The organism is Pseudomonas sp. CH61 (assembly GCF_059429415.1).
On the sequence record NZ_CM182098.1, the window covers coordinates 3,930,982 to 3,948,753 of the forward strand.

A 17,772-nucleotide genomic window follows, 5' to 3' on the forward strand; every position below is an offset into this window, starting at 1 on the left:
TCTCCAGTCGCCCTTTGAATACCAAGACTTCTCGAACACTATCAACAAGGAAATCGACATGGGCACAATTCTAATCATTATCCTGATCCTGTTGCTGATCGGTGGTCTGCCGGTCTTCCCGCACTCCAGAAGTTGGGGTTATGGTCCTTCGGGCATTATCGGCGTGGTGTTGGTGGTGTTGTTGGTCCTGCTGTTACTCGGTCGGATATAACGATTCAAGCGCAATAAAAAGAGGCCCTGTTCAGGGCCTCTTTTTTATTGCACGGATTTTATGATCGCTGCGCGATCAGTCCGGCTTGCCGTTGATTACACCGGCAGTGTTGTCCATCAGGCTCTTGGTCGCCGTTTGCAGGAACGCCTCGAGTTTGAGTTTCAACTCGGCCGTGCGCGGTGCATTCGGAACGATCTCGGCATGTGGATTGGCACCCAATTGGTATTGCCAGATCTTCGGACCCATTTCCTTGTCTTTCGGCAGGACCAGAATCTGGTCGGCAGTGACGATGGCTGTGGTCTGCTCGCTGCCCGACGGCTTGATCACACCGAAACCGGTGTCGCCTTCCGGCAGGTTGAGCAAGTCACGGCCCCAGCACTGATGGCGCACTTCGCCACCCAGACGACCCATGATGGTCGGCACGATGTCGATCTGCGTGCCCACGGTGTGGTCACGGGTACCGAACTTCTCCTGGATGCCCGGCGCGATCATCAGCATCGGCACGTTGAAGCGACCCAGGTCCATTTCGGTGATCTGGCGCTCGTTGCCGAAACCGTGGTCGCCAACGATGACGAACAGCGTTTCCTTGAAGTACGGCTCTTTGCGCGCCTTCTCGAAGAACTGACCCAGTGCCCAGTCGGCGTAACGCATGGCGGTCAAGTGTTCGTTGAGGCTGCCACGGTCAGTCACACGCTCGACCGGCAATGGCGTCGGCAAGGCGTACGGCGTGTGGTTGGACAGGGTTTGCAGCAGCGCGTAGAACGGCTTGCCGTTTTCGCGCGCCTTGAGCTCCTGCAGGCCACGGTCGAACATGTCCTGGTCGGACACGCCCCAGGTCGGATCGGAGAACACCGGGTTGACGAAGTCGTTACGGCCAACGAAGTTGGTCATACCCTGATTGCTGAAAAAGCCCGACTGGTTGTCCCAGGCGAAATCGCCGTTGTAGACGTACACGTCGTCGTAGTTGCGGGCGCTGAGCAACTGCGGCAGGCCGGACAGTTTGTGGCTGCCTTCCGGGATCTGCATCAGGTATTCGAAACCCGGCAGGTTGGGGAAGCAGGCCATGGTCGCGAACATGCCCTGGTGGGTGTGCGTACCGTTGGAGAAGAAGCGATCGAACAGCAGGCCTTCCTTCGACAGTTTGTCCAGATAAGGCGTGATGTTGCCCGGCGCGCCCAACGCACCGACCGAGTGACCGGCCATGCTTTCCATCAGGATCACGACGACGTTCTTGATCGGCAGGGTCTTGTCGGCCGGCGGCGTGTATTCACGGCGCACGGCGGCGATATCGGCATCGACCAGTTTGTCATCCGGCATCAGCAACATATCGCGCACGACTTTCTGCGCTTGTTCTTGCGGCAGTGTGCCTTTCCAGATGTTGTCGCGGTCTTCGCCCATGCGGTCCTTGGCGGCCGCGATCAGCGACAGCGTGCCGTTGAGGCCGAGCTGGTTGGCGAAGTTGGAATCAGTGGTGTACACGTCACCCCAACGCATCGGCGGGCCTTGACGCAGGGTGCCACGGGCGGCGACCACGCAGATCAGCAGGCAGACCACGAACACCGCCAGACGGGTGTACCACGGCGCGACTTGGCGGCTGCTGACACTACCGCCGCTGAAAGGCCCGCGCGGACGCGTGGCACGATCGGCACCTTTGAACGCAAGGGTCAGAATGACAGTGCCGATGACCCACGCCAGCAGGTAGCGCACCACCGGGAAACCGTACCAGAGCATGCTCATCACGGTTTTCGGGTCTTCTTTCACGTACTGGAACACCAGACCGTTGAGGCGCTGGTGGAACTCGCGGTAGAAGTCCATTTCCATCAAGCCGAGGAACAGCGCGATGCTCGAGGCGATCGTCAGCCACAGACGGAAAAAGCCGCGGGCAGCCATGGCGCGGGCACTGAACAGTGCCAGCACCAGCGGAATGCACAGGTAAACCACCAGGCGCAGGTCGAAACGCAGGCCGTTGGCGAAGGCTTCGAGGAAGGTCGAAGCCGGGGTGTCGAGGATCATCTCGCGGTTGTAGACCAGCAGCGCGAGGCGCAGCACGGAAAACATCACCATCATGACTAGCGCGCAAAGCAGCGTGTAGGCCAGATGCGATTTGACGGTCGGTTGCAGCAGGCGAGCAGAAGATCGCTGCTGATTCAGGGCGTCCGGGTTTGCCATGTCGTTTTAGGACCCATTGGAAGTTGAAGTTGCAAAAATACAGCGGCGCCATGCCCTCTATTGGTCATTCCAGACCCCGGGGCTTGCGCGGTGCGCAAATGTTGCACGATCACCCGCACCATTGCCATTGATTACTGCCCCGCCGCCAGACACTTTCATTTATGGCAGCGGGCAAACAGCGCGGGCGAATTGTCTTGAACACTTTGTGAAAATTTCGTGCAACGCATATCTGGAAACACAATATAGATACAAAACAAAACGCCCCGACTTGTTCGGGGCGTTTCGCTGAACGCGGGCCGATTACTTCTCGGCGCGTTCTTTCAAAGCTTTGAGGGTGTTGAACGGCGCATCGACGACAAATTTGTTGGCAACCATTGCCGGCACGCTGCCACCTGGTTCGGTGTGCACTTGATAAGTGACTTCAACCTGGTCGCCCTTCGGTACGAACTTCCAGAAGCCTTTGACCTGCTGCACGCGGACAAAGCCTTTTTCTTCAGGAACGTACGTCGGCAGACCTTTGAGGTTGCGGGTCAGGCTGCCGTCGGCGCCTTCGACGGTGGTGACTTCGATCACCGAGTCACGCGGAGTTACCGGCCAAGGGGTGTTGAACTGGGTGTAGGTCCAGCTCTTGTCGCCTTCGTGCTTGAGCAGTTTCTGGGTCTTGCACTCGTGAATCCAGGCGCAGGCGCCGGAAACGTCTTCCTGCAGTGCGCGCAGTTTGGCGACGGTGGTCTTCATCAGCGCAACGCCCTGGTAGGACTTGTAGTCCGAACCCGGCACTTCACTGAGGGACACCTTGATGCCGTCCTCGTTCTTGGCGACTTTCCAGTCTTCAGCCTGAGCGACGGACGTGGCCAGCACAGCGGTCAAACCACACAACACAGCGATACGATGCAGCGAACCCATAGTCTTATTCCTTATTGTTGAAGTTCCGTTCGTTTGACACATCACGCCGCCGTCATTTGCTCCCACCAGCCGATCAATCTGATCGCTTCTTCCGAACTGCTGCCACAGACTTCGACATCCGCAGCAAAGCCCGAACAGACTGCCGGGCGCTCCGGGCGGCCGAAAATGCTGCACAGGTTTTCGACCGAGAGTTGCACGCAACGTTCGCCAGCAGGTTTGCCATCAGGCATGCCGGGAATCGGCGAACTGATGGAAGGGGCAATGCAGCAAGCGCCACAGCCTTCACGGCATTTCATGACGAACGTTTCCTCGCGATGGGCGATGTGTAAAAGGGACGCGGACAGAGTAACCGCTAAAACGGCTGTTTTAAATTCCCTGAACCGGGGTTTTTAGCGATAACTGAATGTGACTGACCAGTCTCCGACAAAGCGTCTGGTCTGCGGGTCACAGATGGGCCGGGGTTTACTGCTTGAACTCAAAATCCAGCGCTGCGCCTTCGACTTCACGACGCTCTTCGTTGCGCAGTTGCAACTGCATTTCATTGCTGAGCAAGCGGCCGTTGAGCTGGAATCCGTTGTTTTTCTCGCCAAACATCTGCGGCAGGATCGGCTCGCGCTTGGGCAACTCAACCGTGCCTTTGGGCTTCAGCTCCTGGACCATGTCCTTGGGCAGGCTCAGATCGAGTCTGGCCGGCGGCAATTTGGTTTTCACCACTTCGCTGGCAGGTTTTGATTTCGAGGCGACCGGCTTGCGCTTCTTGATGACTTTTTGCTGGGTTTTCTTCGCCGTAGCGGCCTTCTGCGCGGGTGGATTTTTTTGCGCAGGGCTCGTCGCAGCCGATTTTTCCTGATCCGCAGCGGCCACAGCTCCAGACGCATGACCGATCATCAGCAAACCCAACAAAACCCAAGCGGCAGGAAAAATCGCTTTCATGGACCCAACGACACTAACGGCAGAGGGCCATATGCTCGCTTGTTGGGCGCCACAAGACAAGCATCAGCCAGCGCTCGTTCAGAATCCGCCAGCAGTTTCCTGACACAGTTGCGTCGCCAACATGCCTAAGGTCATCAGCGCGCGCTCCGCCTCGCGGTTCCACGGAATCCCGCAGTTGAGGCGGATACAGTGGTTGAACTGCTCGGTATTACTGAAGATCAGTCCCGGCGCAATGCTGATGCCCTGCTGCAACGCGCGGACATGCAATTCCTGAGTGTTCACCCGCCCCGGCAGGCTCACCCAGAGGATGAAACCGCCGGTGGGCCGGGTCATTTGCGTGCCTTCGGGGAAGTACTGCTGCACCGCCAACTGGAAGGCACTGAGGTTTTTCCGGTATTCCTGGCGGATGTACCGTAAATGCCGGTCATAACCGCCGTTTTCCAGATAAGCGGCAATCGCCATCTGCGTCACGCTGCACGCCGAGTGGGTGCTGAAGGTCTGCAAGCGCTGGATTTCCTGCTGGTACTTGCCGGCGATCATCCAGCCGATGCGCACACCGGGGGACAGGGTCTTGGAGAAACTCGAACAGTAGATCACCCGGTCCAGTCGGTCATAAGCCTTGAGCGCTTTGGTTTTGCCTTGCTCGAACATCAGTTCGCCATAGATATCGTCTTCGACGATCTGGATATCGAAATCCGAGGCCAGACGCAGCAACTGCTTCTGCCGCTCTTCGGGCATGGTGCCTCCCAGCGGATTGCTCAGGCGCGTGGTCAGCACCAGCGCCTTGATCGACCATTGATTGGCGGCCAGTTGCAGAGCCTCGAGGCTCATGCCGGTGGCGGGATCGCTGGGGATCTCGATAACCTTCAGGCCAAGCAAGTCAGCCAGTTGCAGCAAACCGTAATAGGTCGGCGACTCAGCGGCGATCAGATCGCCCGGCCGGGTCAGCACGCGCAACGACATCTGCAAGGCGTCGACACAGCCGTGAGTGATGACCACTTCCGACGGGTCGACCACCACACCAGCATCGCGCATACGGATCGCCACTTGCCGGCGCAGCGGTTCAAAACCGGGGCTGAACATGTAGCTGAAGGCGCGCGGGCTATGGAAACGAGTGACCTTGGCCAGTTGCTGATGCAGTGCGCGTACCGGCAAGTAATCCACGCTGGGCACAGCCGCACCCAGCGGGAACACACCTTCACGGCGTGATTCGACCAGCACCTGTTGAATGATGCTGCTGCGAGTGACCAGCCCCGGCCGCTCGACCCGGGCAATGTCCGGCGTCGGCGCGGTGAGCGCAGGCGTTTGGTGTACGTAATAACCGGACTGTGGCCGTGCGCGAATCAGCCCCTGATCTTCAAGATTGGCGTAAGCCTGCAACACCGTCGCATGGCTGACGTTGAGCTGCGAACTCATCTTGCGCACCGAAGGCACGCGCTCCCCCGGTTGATAGACGCCACGGCGGATGTCTTCGGCCAGTTGCTGAGCAATACGTTGGTAGAGCAAGAGATTGGTCATGACGCAGCACTCGATTTCACGGGCATTTTATTCTTGTGTGAAACAATACCGGAACAGTTTAGAAGTGTACTGGGACAGTTGCCACATTACTCGACCATACAGTGCGGTGTCTGCCCCTGACTGTACTGATTTGCGAGCCATTCGACAGACGTAAAAAAGCCCGGCACTGCATGACAGCCCGGGCTTTCCAGAGACGCAACCCTTAACGGGCGGCGCCGAGCTGGCCTTTTTCATCGGAGAAGACAATCTCAACCCGACGATTCTGTGCTCGTCCGCGCTCGGAAGCGTTGGCGTCCACCGGGTATTCGTCGCCGTAACCTTCGACCTGAATGCGTTTGTCGTCGATGCCCAGATCCATCAACACGTCGGCGACCGATTGCGCGCGGTCACGAGACAGCTTGAGGTTTTCCTGTTTGCCGCCGGTACTGTCGGTGTAGCCCTCGATGCGCACCACGCGTTTCGGGTTCAGTTGCAGGAACTGCACAATCTTCAGCACGACGCGATTGGCCGAGTTTTTCAGCTCCGCTTCACCGGTGTCGAACAGCACATCGCCGAGGGTCATCACCAGTCCACGGTCGGTCTGCGTGGTGGCCAGTGCAACGATCTGTTCTTCCAGCCACTTGCCCTGCTGCTGCACGCTAAGCAACTTGGATTCACGCAGGGCCAGTTGCAGGCGCTGGCGGTCCAGTTCGAGCTTGGCCGCGCGCTCTTCGTTGAGCACTTGATTGGTGTGCTCGCGGGCGATTTCGCTGTAACGCTGGCTCAGGTAGGCGTAATGCACGACGTCGGAACCGCTGCCCCAATAAGTCGACAGACGATCGGCACGGGCCAGCGACTCACCGGCGCGAATCACGTCTTTCGGCGCGATGCGCAGCACGTTGGAGTCTTCCTTGACCTTCTGGAAGTCGGCGCTGGCTTCTTGCAGCGCCGATTCGCTGTGCTGACCGGCGCAGCCGTACAGACTGGCACAAGCGGCGAGGATCAGGCCGCCGACAGCTTTGGACTTGAGGCTCATTGGGCATCTCCCAGTTGCTTGCGCAGACGGACGATGCGGGTGTTAAGCACATTCACCTGTTCTTCACTTTTTTGCGTCAGCACTTTGGCTTCGGCCAGACGCGCATCCAGTTCGGCCTGTTCCGCACGCATGCGCGCGTTGCGGTAGGACTCGTCCGCCATGTTGCCTTTGGCGCGGTTGTACTTGGTTTCGGCCAGTTTCATTTCCGGCACGTCATCAGCGGTGGCACCCACAGCCTTGGCCTGGGTGATGGCCTGTTCGGTCAGGCGCATTTGTTCGATGGGTGCCGGATCGGTTGCGCAACCAGCCAGAGCCAGAACGGCCACAGCCGCGAAAAGAGGTCGAATACTCACTAAGAATCCCTACTGTTTTGGGGCACTGACAGGTTGTTGCGGCTGTTGCTGCTGCGCCTTCCAGCGCTCGATATTGCGTTGCAGCGCGGCTTCCGTCAGTCCGGACGCGGGCAATTCTGTCATCTTTTTGGCTAGCTGTCCGCGCAACCACGGATCGTTGCACGCCGAGTTATGCGAAACCGCGAGAAACAGACCCGGGCGGTCTATGGGCTGCTCGAACGCCAGCAGGTCATTGGCCATGCCCAATGCCTGCGCGGCGGCCATGCCTGAGTAACGGCCGGCGAGTACATATTCCACCTCACCGAGGAGCAGTTTCTGAAAGGCTTGAGTGAGGTTGGCTGTCTTGGTCAGGGTCAGATTCTGCTCGGCGAAAGTGCCGAATGCCTGGGTGATTCGAGACTTTTCTGACAGCGCACCTGCGTGGCCGTGCAAGTCTTTGGCTTCGCCGTAGACCAGGGTCGAGCCTTTGCGCGTCCACACCAGGTAGTCGTTTTGCAGCAGCGGCGGATAGATGTAGTCGAGGTTTTCCAGCTCAGTGAAGGTCAGCGGCGCATCTGCCAGCATGTCCATGCGCCCGCTGCGCACTTCGTCGAGGGCTTGCGAGCGTTTGCCGGCGTAGAGCAACTCGACCTTGATGCCGAGATCCTTGGCCACTTGCTGCAACAGGTCGGCGCTGGCACCGATCAACTGCTTGGGATTCTGCGGGTCCTGCCACAGATACGGCGGTGCATCCGGGCTGCCGGTGACGACAAGGCGCTCGCATTTGCCGGCGGCCATCACCAGCCCCGGCAACAGGGCCAATCCCAACAACCATCTGCAGCGCAGATCCATGGCAACACGCTCCCACTCAAATCCAAGACAAAAAAAAGCCCGACCAAAAGGTCGGGCTCTTTATAAGTGAAGCCGCTGGATTAGACCAGCTTCTCCAGCTCAGGGACGGCTTCGAACAGATCCGCCACGAGACCGTAATCGGCGACCTGGAAGATCGGCGCTTCTTCGTCCTTGTTGATCGCAACGATCACTTTGGAGTCTTTCATACCGGCCAGATGCTGGATCGCGCCGGAGATACCGACGGCGATGTACAGCTGTGGCGCAACGATCTTGCCGGTCTGACCGACCTGCATGTCGTTCGGTACGAAACCTGCGTCGACCGCAGCGCGCGAAGCACCGACAGCAGCGCCGAGCTTGTCGGCCAGGGCGTACAGGTGTTTGAAGTTGTCGCCGTTCTGCATGCCGCGGCCGCCGGAAACGACGATCTTGGCAGCGGTCAGCTCTGGACGATCAGACTTGGCCAGCTCTTCGCCAACGAAGCTCGAAGTGCCCGCGTCGTGTGCAGCGCCGACTGCTTCGACAGCAGCCGAACCACCTTCAGCAGCAACCGGGTCGAAACCGGTGGCACGCACGGTGATCACCTTGATTGCAGCGGTGGACTGCACGGTAGCGATGGCGTTACCGGCGTAGATCGGACGCTTGAAGGTATCAGCGCTTTCGACCGAGATGATCTCGGAGATCTGGTCAACGTCCAGCTGCGCAGCAACGCGCGGCAGGATGTTTTTGCCGTTGGAGGTGGCGGCAGCCAGAATGTGGCTGTAGCCAGCGCCAAGCTCTGCAACCAGCGGAGCAACGTTTTCCGGCAGCTGATGCGCGTAAGCGGCGTTGTCAGCGTTGAGGACTTTGCTCACGCCTGCGATTTTCGCAGCGGCTTCAGCCACGGCGCCAGCGCCTTGGCCAGCAACCAGAACGTGGATGTCGCCGCCGATTTTGGCAGCAGCAGCCACGGTGTTCAGCGTGGCCGGGGCCAGCACCTTGTTGTCGTGTTCGGCGATTACCAAGATAGTCATGATCAGATTACCTTCGCTTCGTTTTTCAGTTTCTCGACCAGTTCAGCCACCGACTTGACCTTGATGCCTGCGCTGCGTGCAGCCGGCGCTTCGACTTTCAGGGTCTTGTTGGTAGAGGCGGTGGAAACGCCCAAAGCGTCCGGAGTCAGCACTTCGAGAGGCTTCTTCTTGGCTTTCATGATGTTTGGCAGGGACGCATAACGCGGCTCGTTCAAACGCAGGTCGGTGGTGACGATCGCTGGGAGTTTCAGGGAAACAGTCTGCGCGCCGCCGTCGATTTCGCGAGTTACGGCAACGCTGTCGCCCGAGACTTCGACTTTCGAGGCGAACGTGCCCTGACCGTAGCCGCTCAGTGCAGCGAGCATCTGGCCGGTCTGGTTGTTGTCGCTGTCGATGGCCTGTTTGCCGAGGATCACCAGCTGTGGCTGTTCCTTGTCGACCACAGCCTTGAGCAGCTTGGCCACGGCGAGCGAGGTCAGATCTTCAGCGGATTCGACGAGGATGGCACGGTCGGCACCCAGAGCCAGTGCGGTACGCAGCTGCTCCTGAGCGGTGGTCGGGCCGATGGAGACGACGACGATTTCAGTCGCAACACCTTTCTCTTTCAGGCGTACGGCTTCTTCCACTGCGATTTCGCAGAACGGGTTCATCGACATCTTGACGTTGGCGAGATCGACGCCGGAATTGTCCGCCTTGACGCGAACCTTGACGTTGTAATCCACAACGCGTTTGACAGCTACAAGAACCTTCATGGATTCCTCGTTACTCTCCGGTGAAAAGAAAGTCGCCTAGGCGAACCTGGCGGTTGATGCTCATCAGGCTAAAAGGGCACCTCTAAAAACGCCGACCGGGGTGCGAAATGATTCCACGATGTGAAGGGGGTGCGACCGTTCGTCAGTGGTGACCGACAAGTCATTGATCCTCACGCTGTGTAAACTGCGCGCCAGACTGCGCTGCGCATCACTCTCAACCGCCTGTGCCCTGTCTTTAGACGTGCTCTTGAAACCGCCAGTCTGCCTACGACGAGCGCAAAACCGCCCGTATCTTGACCGGAACGCCTATTCCGGTCAATACAGCAAAATGACCATTCATAAGCCGCGCTTCTTTGATTTCTCTGGGCTGGAGCCGATTCAAACAAACGTTTGTATTGGACGCTCGGAGTGGTGTAGATATAATGCGCCGCCTAGAGAGAAAGGTCTGTTCTCCAATATTCCCCTTGACGTTAACGTAAAGGAATAGCGGATGCGACATCAAACCTCCAAATTAGAAAAAAAACTGTTGAGCCTTGAGTAGGAGATAGCCTGTGGAACGCGAATACATGGAATTCGACGTGGTCATCGTCGGTGCCGGCCCCGCTGGCCTGTCCGCCGCCTGCCGTCTGAAGCAGAAGGCCGCCGAAGCCGGTAAGGAAATCAGCGTCTGCGTGGTCGAAAAAGGCTCCGAAGTCGGCGCACACATCCTGTCCGGCGCCGTGTTCGAACCACGCGCTCTGAACGAACTGTTCCCGGACTGGAAAGAACTCGGCGCCCCGCTGAACACGCCAGTCACCCGCGACGATATTTTCGTGCTGAAAAACGCCGAAAACGCGCAAAAAATCCCAGACTTCTTTGTGCCCAAGACCATGCACAACGAAGGCAACTACATCATTTCCCTCGGCAACCTGTGCCGCTGGCTCGCTCAGCAGGCCGAGAACCTTGGCGTAGAAATCTACCCAGGCTTCGCCGCTCAGGAAGCGCTGATCGACGAACAAGGCGTGGTGCGCGGGATCATTACTGGTGATCTCGGCGTCGACCGCGAAGGCAACCCGAAAGAAGGCCTGTACACCCCGGGCATGGAACTGCGTGGCAAATACACGCTGTTCGCCGAAGGCTGCCGTGGCCACATCGGCAAGCAACTGATCAAGCGCTACAACCTCGACAGCGATGCCGACGCTCAGCACTACGGCATCGGCCTGAAAGAAATCTGGGAAATCGACCCGGCCAAGCACCAGCCAGGCCTGGTGGTACACACCGCCGGTTGGCCGCTGGACATCATGGGCACCGAGAACACCGGTGGCTCGTTCCTCTATCACCTGGAAAACAACCAGGTGGTGGTCGGTCTGATCGTTGACCTGTCCTACAGCAACACTTACCTGTCGCCGTTCGACGAGTTCCAGCGCCTCAAGCACCACCCGGTGTTGGCTCAGTACCTGGAAGGCGGCAAGCGCATCAGCTACGGCGCCCGCGCGATCTGCAAAGGTGGCCTGAACTCGCTGCCGAAGATGGTTTTCAAGGGCGGCGCACTGATCGGTTGCGACCTCGGCACCCTGAACTTCGCCAAGATCAAAGGCAGCCACACTGCGATGAAGTCCGGCATGCTCGCCGCTGAATCGGTGGCCGACGCGCTGTTCGCTGAAAAGGACGGCACTGAAGAACTGACCACTTACGTCGACGCGTTCAAAAAGAGCTGGCTCTACGACGAACTGTTCGCCAGCCGCAACTTCGGCCCGGCGATCCACAAGTTCGGCGCTATCGTCGGCGGCGGTTTCAACTGGCTCGATCAGAACATCTTCGGCGGCAAACTGCCGTTCACCCTGCACGACACCAAGCCGGATTACGCTTGCCTCAAGCTCGCGGCGGACTGCAAGAAGATCGACTATCCGAAGCCGGACGGCAAACTCAGCTTCGACAAGCTCAGCTCGGTGTTCATCTCCGGTACCAACCATGAAGAAGAACAGCCTTGCCACCTGAAGCTGACCGACCCGAGCATCCCGATCAGCAAGAACCTGCCGCTGTACGACGAACCGGCGCAGCGCTACTGCCCGGCCGGCGTTTACGAAGTGATCACCAAGGAAGACGGCGAGAAGCGCTTCCAGATCAACGCCCAGAACTGCGTGCACTGCAAGACCTGTGACATCAAGGACCCTTCGCAGAACATCACCTGGGTCACGCCGGAAGGCGCTGGCGGCCCGACTTATCCGAATATGTAAGTCGAACCGCTGAACAACAAGGCTCCCGAATCGGGGGCCTTTTTGTTGTCCAAAATTCCTCGAACACCACCGAACCCTGTAGGAGTGAGCCTGCTCGCGATAGCGGTGTGTCAGTTGACGATGATGCTGACTGACACACCGCTATCGCGAGCAGGCTCACTCCTACAGGGGATCTTCGTCGAATCAGGCAGCGCGCTCGTCACCCGGGCTGCGCTCAAAGTAGCGCTTGTACTCGCGGCTGAACTGCGACGTACTCTGATACCCCACCCGATGCGCCACCTGCGCCACACCCAGCCCTTCCGCCACCAGCAACGTCTGCGCCTTCAACAAGCGCAAACGTTTCAGATACTGCACCGGCGACAATAGCGTGCTGCGCTTGAAATGCTCATGAAAGGTCGACACGCTCATGTTCGCGCAACCGGCCAGCGTCTCCACGTTCAATGGCTCGGTGTAATGCGCATGCAGATGACTGATCGACGCCGCCACCCGCGCGAATTGCCCCTGCTGCTCCACCAACGCGCGCAACACATCCGCTTGTGGCCCGCGCAACGCGACAAATAACAACTCGCGCACCCTCGCCGGCCCGAGAATCTGGCATTCCAGCGGATCGTGCAGGCAACTCAACAGCCGCTCGACACAGCCACGCATGCCATCGTCGAGCACCACCGAGGTCATCGACTCCGGCGTCTGCGCCGGAATATGCCGGCCCGGCGCCAGCCCCATGGCCAGCACCAGTTCCCCGAGCAACACCCGATCAATCGCCACCGAAACGCCGAGCAACGGCGCATCCGGCAAGGCGAAGGTCTCACATTCGAACGGCACCGGCAGCGCCTGAATCAGATAATGCCCGGCGCCGTATTCCATAGTGCGTGGCCCGAGAAACGCCAGTTTGCTGCCCTGGGCGATGATCATCAGGCTCGGTTCATAAATGTGCGGGCCACGGGCGACGTCGCAACTGGCGCGCAATACTTGCACACCGGGCAATCCGGTCGGCGAATAACCATCGCGAAGCGCCAGCGGTTCGATCAGCGAAACCAGCCGCGCATTGGCATCAAGATGACGGGTTAATTGCATCGAATTGTTCTTCACAAAAAATCACGGAAACAGGGGATGAAAGCATCATCGCAGATCCCTTTGCCAATGCGACCGATCAAACCCGCATGCCGGAGGATTAGGCATGAGACCCGGAGGAATCGTCATGGCCGACCGGTCAGTCGGCGCCCAAAATGCGCCGCCTCACTTGTTCCTGCTTTTGCGAGGTTTCATATGTACACCGCCATCGGTTATGCCGCCCAATCGGCCACCACCCCCCTCGCCCCGATGAAATTCGAACGTCGCAGCCCGCGCGCCGACGACGTTGCCATCGAGATTCTCTACTGTGGCGTCTGCCACTCCGACATCCACCAGGCGCGCAACGAATGGGGCATTGCCGTTTACCCGTTGATGCCCGGCCACGAGATCGTCGGAAAAGTCACTGCGATCGGTGCGAATGTCACCCAACATAAAGTAGGCGATCTGGTCGGGGTTGGCTGCATGGTCGATTCGTGCCGCACCTGTGAAGCCTGCCAGTCGAACCTTGAGCAATATTGCCTCGAAGGCCCGACCATGACCTACGCCACCCCGGATCGGATCGACGGCAGCAACACCATGGGCGGTTATTCCGACAGCATCGTCGTCAGCGAACACTTCGTCGTGCGTATTCCGGAAAAACTCGCACTGGCCAGCGCCGCGCCGATCCTCTGCGCCGGCATCACCACCTACTCGCCACTCAAGCATTACGGTGTAAAAGCGGGCGACAAAGTCGGGATTCTCGGCATGGGTGGTCTGGGCCACATGGGCATCAAATTCGCCAAGGCCATGGGCGCTGAAGTCACACTGTTCACCCGCTCGGCGAGCAAGGCTGAAGAAGGTCGTCGTCAGGGCGCCGATCACGTGATCGTGTCCACCGACGCCGAGCAGATGAAAGCCGCGGCCGGTTACTTCGACTTCCTGCTCGACACCATTCCGGTGCAGCACGATCTCAACCCGTACCTCGACACTCTGCGTTTCGACGGTGTGCACATTCTGGTCGGTCTGATCGAACCGATTGATCCGCCGGTACACGCCGGCAAACTGGTGATGAGCCGTCGCGTGCTGGCCGGTTCGTTGATCGGCGGCGTCGCCGAAACCCAGGAAGTGCTGGATTTCTGCGCCGAACACAACATCACCTGCGACATCGAAATGCTCGACATCCGCCAGATCAACGAGGCTTACGCCCGGATGATTGCCGGCGACGTGAAGTACCGTTTCGTCATCGACATGGCGACGCTCAAGGTTTAAATCTGCCTTATACCTTCAAGCCGAGCTCCGCCGAAAGCCGGGCTGTGACCCCTTTGATCAGGGGAATCAGCTCGGCCATTTTTTCCAGCGGCATGTATGGCACGGTACTGGCGATACTGATCGCCGCCACGATGCCCTTGCTCGCATCGCGAATCGGCGCCGCCACGCAGCGGATCGACGGTTCGTTGTCCTCCAGATCGAAGGCGTAGCCACCGGCGACGTACTCGGTCATGCGCTGCTCCAGCTGTTCCCACGACTGCTGGGGATGCTGCGGCCAGAACTGACTTTTCCCACCTGCCGGCAGACTGATGTCGTACAGACGTTGCCAATCTTTCGGCGAATCATCGAGCATCAACGCCTTACCAATCCCGGTGCGCGCCAACGGCATGCGATGGCCGACCCGCGAGCGCATTTCCGGGCCATTACGCCCCGGATTCTTCAGCAGATACAGCACTTCATCGCCTTCACGAATGCCCAAGTGCACGGTGTCGCCGGTCAGCGCCGACAACTCGTCCAGATACGGCCCGGCCAAGGTCACCAGCGGCAACTCTTCGCGCGCCTGAAAACCCAGCTCGATCAGCTTCGGCCCGAGCAGGTAACCGACTTGCGGCACCACGCGCAGGTAACGCTCATCAACCAGACAACTGGCCAGACGATGGGTGGTGCTGCGCGTGGTGCCGATCAGCCGGGCAATCTCCTTGAGATCGCGGGCGCCACTGGCCACCGCTTGCACCACACCCAAGCCACGCAACAGCGTCTGCGTGCCGGTGGGCGCGGCGTCCTTGGTTTTTTCCGGGGCGTCTTCCTGCATATCCAGCCTTTTACCGTTTGAGCGAGGGAACGGGCGGCATTATGGTCGCCCGACGCAGACCACTACAACTCGATACGCTCGACCTTGCCGACCAGCAGCACGTAGGACAAAGCACCGATCAAGGCGAGCACCGCGATATAGGTGATCGCTGGCGCGAACGAATCGCCACTGGCGAGGAAGCCGATGACGATCGGCGTGGCAATCGCCGACAGGTTGCCGATGAAGTTGAACACCCCGCCGGTCAGCCCTAGCAAACGCGCCGGCGCCAAGGTCGACACCAGCGACCAGGTGATCGAGGCCAGACCGTTGCCGAAGAACGCCAACGCCAGGAAGGCAATCACCAGCGGCGTCGATTCAACGAAGTTGGCGCCGATGATCGAGGTGGAAATCAGCAGCCCGCCGATGATCGGCAACTTGCGCGCAAAGCCGACGGTGCAACCGCGACGAATCAAAAAGTCGGAAAAGAACCCCGAACACAGCACCCCAACGAACGCTGCGAGAAACGGCAGCGACGCCAAAAGGCCGGACTTGATGAAATCCATCCCGCGATATTTCACCAGGTAGGTCGGGAACCACGTGAGGAAAAACCACAGCGTCGAGTTCAGGCAGAACTGGCCGAGATAGATGCCCCACAACTTACGCTTGGTCAGAACGATGCCCAAATCGGTCCAGCTGAATTTGGCTTTGACCTTGGCCGACTCTTGCTGAATATCGACCAGACCACCGCCCTCGCGGATCAGGTCGATTTCCGCTTCGTTGGCGCCTTTGAAATCCCGCGGCTCGCGATACACCGCGTACCAGATCGCCGCCCAGATGATGCCGACGGCACCGGTGGCGACGAAGACCATGTGCCAGCCGAATTCGTGCTGCAGCCAGGCCAGCACCGGGGTCAGGAATGCCAGACCAACGAACTGCCCGGAGGTGTAGAAACCGATCGCCGTGGCGCGTTCACGTTCGGGAAACCACGTCGTGACCACGCGGCTGTTGATCGGATACGCCGGCGCTTCCAGTGCACCGACCGCCATGCGCAGCACGAACAGCGCAATGAAACTGGCCGCGAAACCGAGCATCACCGTGGCCAGCGACCACAGCAGCAACGCGACGCTGTAAAGAATGCGCGGCGGCACACGATCGACCAGCCAGCCGCCGGGGATCTGCATGGCGGCGTAGGTCCAGCCGAACGCAGAGAAGATCAGGCCGACGTGAATCGGGTCGATGCCCAGCTCACTGGTCAGCGCCGGCGCGGCGATCGACAGGTTGCTGCGGTCGAGGTAGTTGATAACCACGGTGATAAACAGCAACACCATGATAAAAAACCGCTTGCGACTGGGCGTGACTAAAGACGCCTGCCCGGTGAGGGTTTGCGGTTGCATGGGGAGAGCCTCTTTTTATGTTTATTGAGGTCGGCCTGAGGCCTGCACTGCACTGCACTGCACTCTGTGGGAGCGAGCCTGCTCGCGAAGGCGTCGGATCAGTCACATCGATGTCGGATGTGACATAGCATTCGCGAGCAGGCTCGCTCCCACAGGGGGTTGTGGTGTGTCAGAGACAAATCACCACTCGGCAAAACTGCCATCGGCATGACGCCAGATCGGGTTGCGCCAGCGATGCCCGACCGCCGCGCGCTCGATCACGTATTCCTCGTTGATCTCGATGCCCAGGCCCGGCCCGTTCGGAATCTTCACGAAGCCTTTGTCGTAATCGAACACCCGTGGATCCTTCACGTAGTCGAGCAAATCGTTGCTCTCGTTGTAATGGATGCCCAGGCTCTGCTCCTGGATAAACGCGTTGTAACAAACCGCGTCCAATTGCAAACACGCCGCCAGCGCAATCGGCCCCAGCGGGCAGTGCAGCGCCAGTGCCACGTCGTAAGCTTCGGCCATGTTGGCGATCTTGCGGGTTTCGGTGATGCCGCCGGCGTGCGAGGCGTCCGGCTGGATGATGTCGACGTAGCCTTCGCTCAACACCCGTTTAAAGTCCCAACGCGAGAACAGCCGCTCACCGAGGGCAATCGGCGTGCTGGTCAGCGGCGCCAGTTCTTTCAACGCTTCATAGTTTTCGCTGAGCACCGGCTCTTCGATAAACATCAGTTTGTACGGATCGAGTTCCTTCATCAGCACCTTGGCCATCGGCTTGTGCACGCGGCCATGGAAGTCGACACCGATGCCGACGTTCGGCCCGACCGCATCACGCACGGCGGCAACGTTAGCCAGCGCCAGATCGACTTTTTCGAAGGTATCGAGAAATTGCAGCTCTTCGGTGCCGTTCATTTTCACCGCCGTGAAACCACGGCTCACCGCCTCTTGCGCCGCACGCGCGGTGTCGGCCGGACGATCGCCGCCGATCCACGAATACACGCGAATCTTGTCACGTACCTGACCACCGAGCAGATCACTCACCGACACCCCAAGCGCCTTGCCCTTGATGTCCCACAACGCCTGGTCGATACCGGCCAATGCGCTCATGTGAATCGCGCCGCCACGGTAGAAGCCGCCGCGATAGAGCACGGTCCAGATGTCTTCGATATTGCGTGGGTCTTTGCCGATCAGGTAGTCGGACAATTCTTCGACGGCAGCGGCCACGGTGTGCGCGCGGCCCTCGACCACGGGCTCGCCCCAACCGGTCACGCCTTCGTCGGTTTCGACCTTGAGGAAACACCAGCGCGGCGGGACGATGAAGGTCGTGAGTTTGGTGATTTTCATCTCTGCTCTCTTTTGTAAATGCAGCT

General features: G+C 59.2%; 17 protein-coding genes. 3 read left to right on the forward strand and 14 right to left on the reverse strand.

The window, feature by feature from the left end:
• Nucleotides 1-52: 52 nt before the first annotated feature.
• Complete coding sequence (locus tag AC5SEM_RS17540; protein ID WP_169432680.1) at nt 53-211, forward strand: DUF3309 family protein; 159 nt, start codon at nt 53-55, stop codon at nt 209-211.
• A 75-nt stretch (nt 212-286) separates the two neighbouring features.
• Here AC5SEM_RS17540 and AC5SEM_RS17545 read toward each other — a convergent pair whose 3' ends face one another.
• The 10 genes from AC5SEM_RS17545 to AC5SEM_RS17590 form a co-directional block, all read right to left on the reverse strand.
• Nucleotides 287-2,380: an LTA synthase family protein gene (locus AC5SEM_RS17545; protein WP_495470926.1), complete on the reverse strand. Its 2,094-nt coding sequence runs from the start codon at nt 2,378-2,380 to the stop codon at nt 287-289.
• 300 nt (nt 2,381-2,680) lie between these two features.
• The gene (locus AC5SEM_RS17550; RefSeq protein ID WP_236427518.1) at nt 2,681-3,286 is read right to left on the reverse strand and encodes an START domain-containing protein; all 606 of its coding nucleotides are present in this window, start codon (nt 3,284-3,286) and stop codon (nt 2,681-2,683) included.
• A gap of 41 nt (nt 3,287-3,327) precedes the next feature.
• A complete protein-coding gene (locus tag AC5SEM_RS17555; RefSeq protein WP_007908349.1) occupies nt 3,328-3,582 on the reverse strand; it encodes a YkgJ family cysteine cluster protein in 255 nt (84 codons plus the stop codon).
• 166 nt (nt 3,583-3,748) lie between these two features.
• Nucleotides 3,749-4,219, reverse strand: a complete 471-nt coding sequence (locus AC5SEM_RS17560; RefSeq protein ID WP_495470927.1) for a translation initiation factor 2 — start codon at nt 4,217-4,219, stop codon at nt 3,749-3,751.
• A gap of 78 nt (nt 4,220-4,297) precedes the next feature.
• Complete coding sequence (locus tag AC5SEM_RS17565; protein WP_007908347.1) at nt 4,298-5,737, reverse strand: aminotransferase-like domain-containing protein; 1,440 nt, start codon at nt 5,735-5,737, stop codon at nt 4,298-4,300.
• Between the two features lie 202 nt (nt 5,738-5,939).
• Nucleotides 5,940-6,752, reverse strand: a complete 813-nt coding sequence (locus AC5SEM_RS17570) for an OmpA family protein (protein WP_116030472.1) — start codon at nt 6,750-6,752, stop codon at nt 5,940-5,942.
• Entirely contained in the window at nt 6,749-7,105 is a 357-nt protein-coding gene (locus AC5SEM_RS17575) for a DUF4398 domain-containing protein (RefSeq protein ID WP_077574046.1), read from the reverse strand. The genes AC5SEM_RS17570 and AC5SEM_RS17575 overlap by 4 nt, the downstream gene beginning before the upstream one ends.
• A 9-nt stretch (nt 7,106-7,114) precedes the next feature.
• Nucleotides 7,115-7,936: a substrate-binding periplasmic protein gene (locus AC5SEM_RS17580; protein ID WP_137217810.1), complete on the reverse strand. Its 822-nt coding sequence runs from the start codon at nt 7,934-7,936 to the stop codon at nt 7,115-7,117.
• An 80-nt stretch (nt 7,937-8,016) separates the two neighbouring features.
• Complete coding sequence (locus AC5SEM_RS17585) at nt 8,017-8,946, reverse strand: electron transfer flavoprotein subunit alpha/FixB family protein (protein WP_007908340.1); 930 nt, start codon at nt 8,944-8,946, stop codon at nt 8,017-8,019.
• A gap of 2 nt (nt 8,947-8,948) precedes the next feature.
• Complete coding sequence (locus AC5SEM_RS17590; protein WP_007908338.1) at nt 8,949-9,698, reverse strand: electron transfer flavoprotein subunit beta/FixA family protein; 750 nt, start codon at nt 9,696-9,698, stop codon at nt 8,949-8,951.
• 551 nt (nt 9,699-10,249) lie between these two features.
• Between AC5SEM_RS17590 and AC5SEM_RS17595 the strand changes: the two genes are divergently transcribed.
• Entirely contained in the window at nt 10,250-11,914 is a 1,665-nt protein-coding gene (locus AC5SEM_RS17595; protein WP_016985998.1) for an electron transfer flavoprotein-ubiquinone oxidoreductase, read from the forward strand.
• 183 nt (nt 11,915-12,097) lie between these two features.
• Here the strand turns inward: AC5SEM_RS17595 and AC5SEM_RS17600 are convergent, their stop codons facing one another.
• Nucleotides 12,098-12,988: an AraC family transcriptional regulator gene (locus tag AC5SEM_RS17600; protein ID WP_123595172.1), complete on the reverse strand. Its 891-nt coding sequence runs from the start codon at nt 12,986-12,988 to the stop codon at nt 12,098-12,100.
• A gap of 192 nt (nt 12,989-13,180) precedes the next feature.
• Between AC5SEM_RS17600 and AC5SEM_RS17605 the strand changes: the two genes are divergently transcribed.
• Nucleotides 13,181-14,233 carry an NAD(P)-dependent alcohol dehydrogenase gene (locus AC5SEM_RS17605; protein ID WP_123595170.1) on the forward strand — a complete coding sequence of 351 codons (1,053 nt, stop codon included), beginning with the start codon at nt 13,181-13,183 and terminating at the stop codon, nt 14,231-14,233.
• Between the two features lie 7 nt (nt 14,234-14,240).
• Here the strand turns inward: AC5SEM_RS17605 and AC5SEM_RS17610 are convergent, their stop codons facing one another.
• From AC5SEM_RS17610 to dgoD, 3 genes are all read right to left on the reverse strand, one after another.
• Nucleotides 14,241-15,044: an IclR family transcriptional regulator gene (locus tag AC5SEM_RS17610; protein ID WP_034155326.1), complete on the reverse strand. Its 804-nt coding sequence runs from the start codon at nt 15,042-15,044 to the stop codon at nt 14,241-14,243.
• 62 nt (nt 15,045-15,106) lie between these two features.
• Nucleotides 15,107-16,417 carry an MFS transporter gene (locus tag AC5SEM_RS17615; protein ID WP_495470928.1) on the reverse strand — a complete coding sequence of 437 codons (1,311 nt, stop codon included), beginning with the start codon at nt 16,415-16,417 and terminating at the stop codon, nt 15,107-15,109.
• A gap of 180 nt (nt 16,418-16,597) precedes the next feature.
• Entirely contained in the window at nt 16,598-17,746 is a 1,149-nt protein-coding gene (gene dgoD, locus AC5SEM_RS17620) for a galactonate dehydratase (protein WP_064391479.1), read from the reverse strand.
• Between the last annotated feature and the right edge of the window lie 26 nt (nt 17,747-17,772).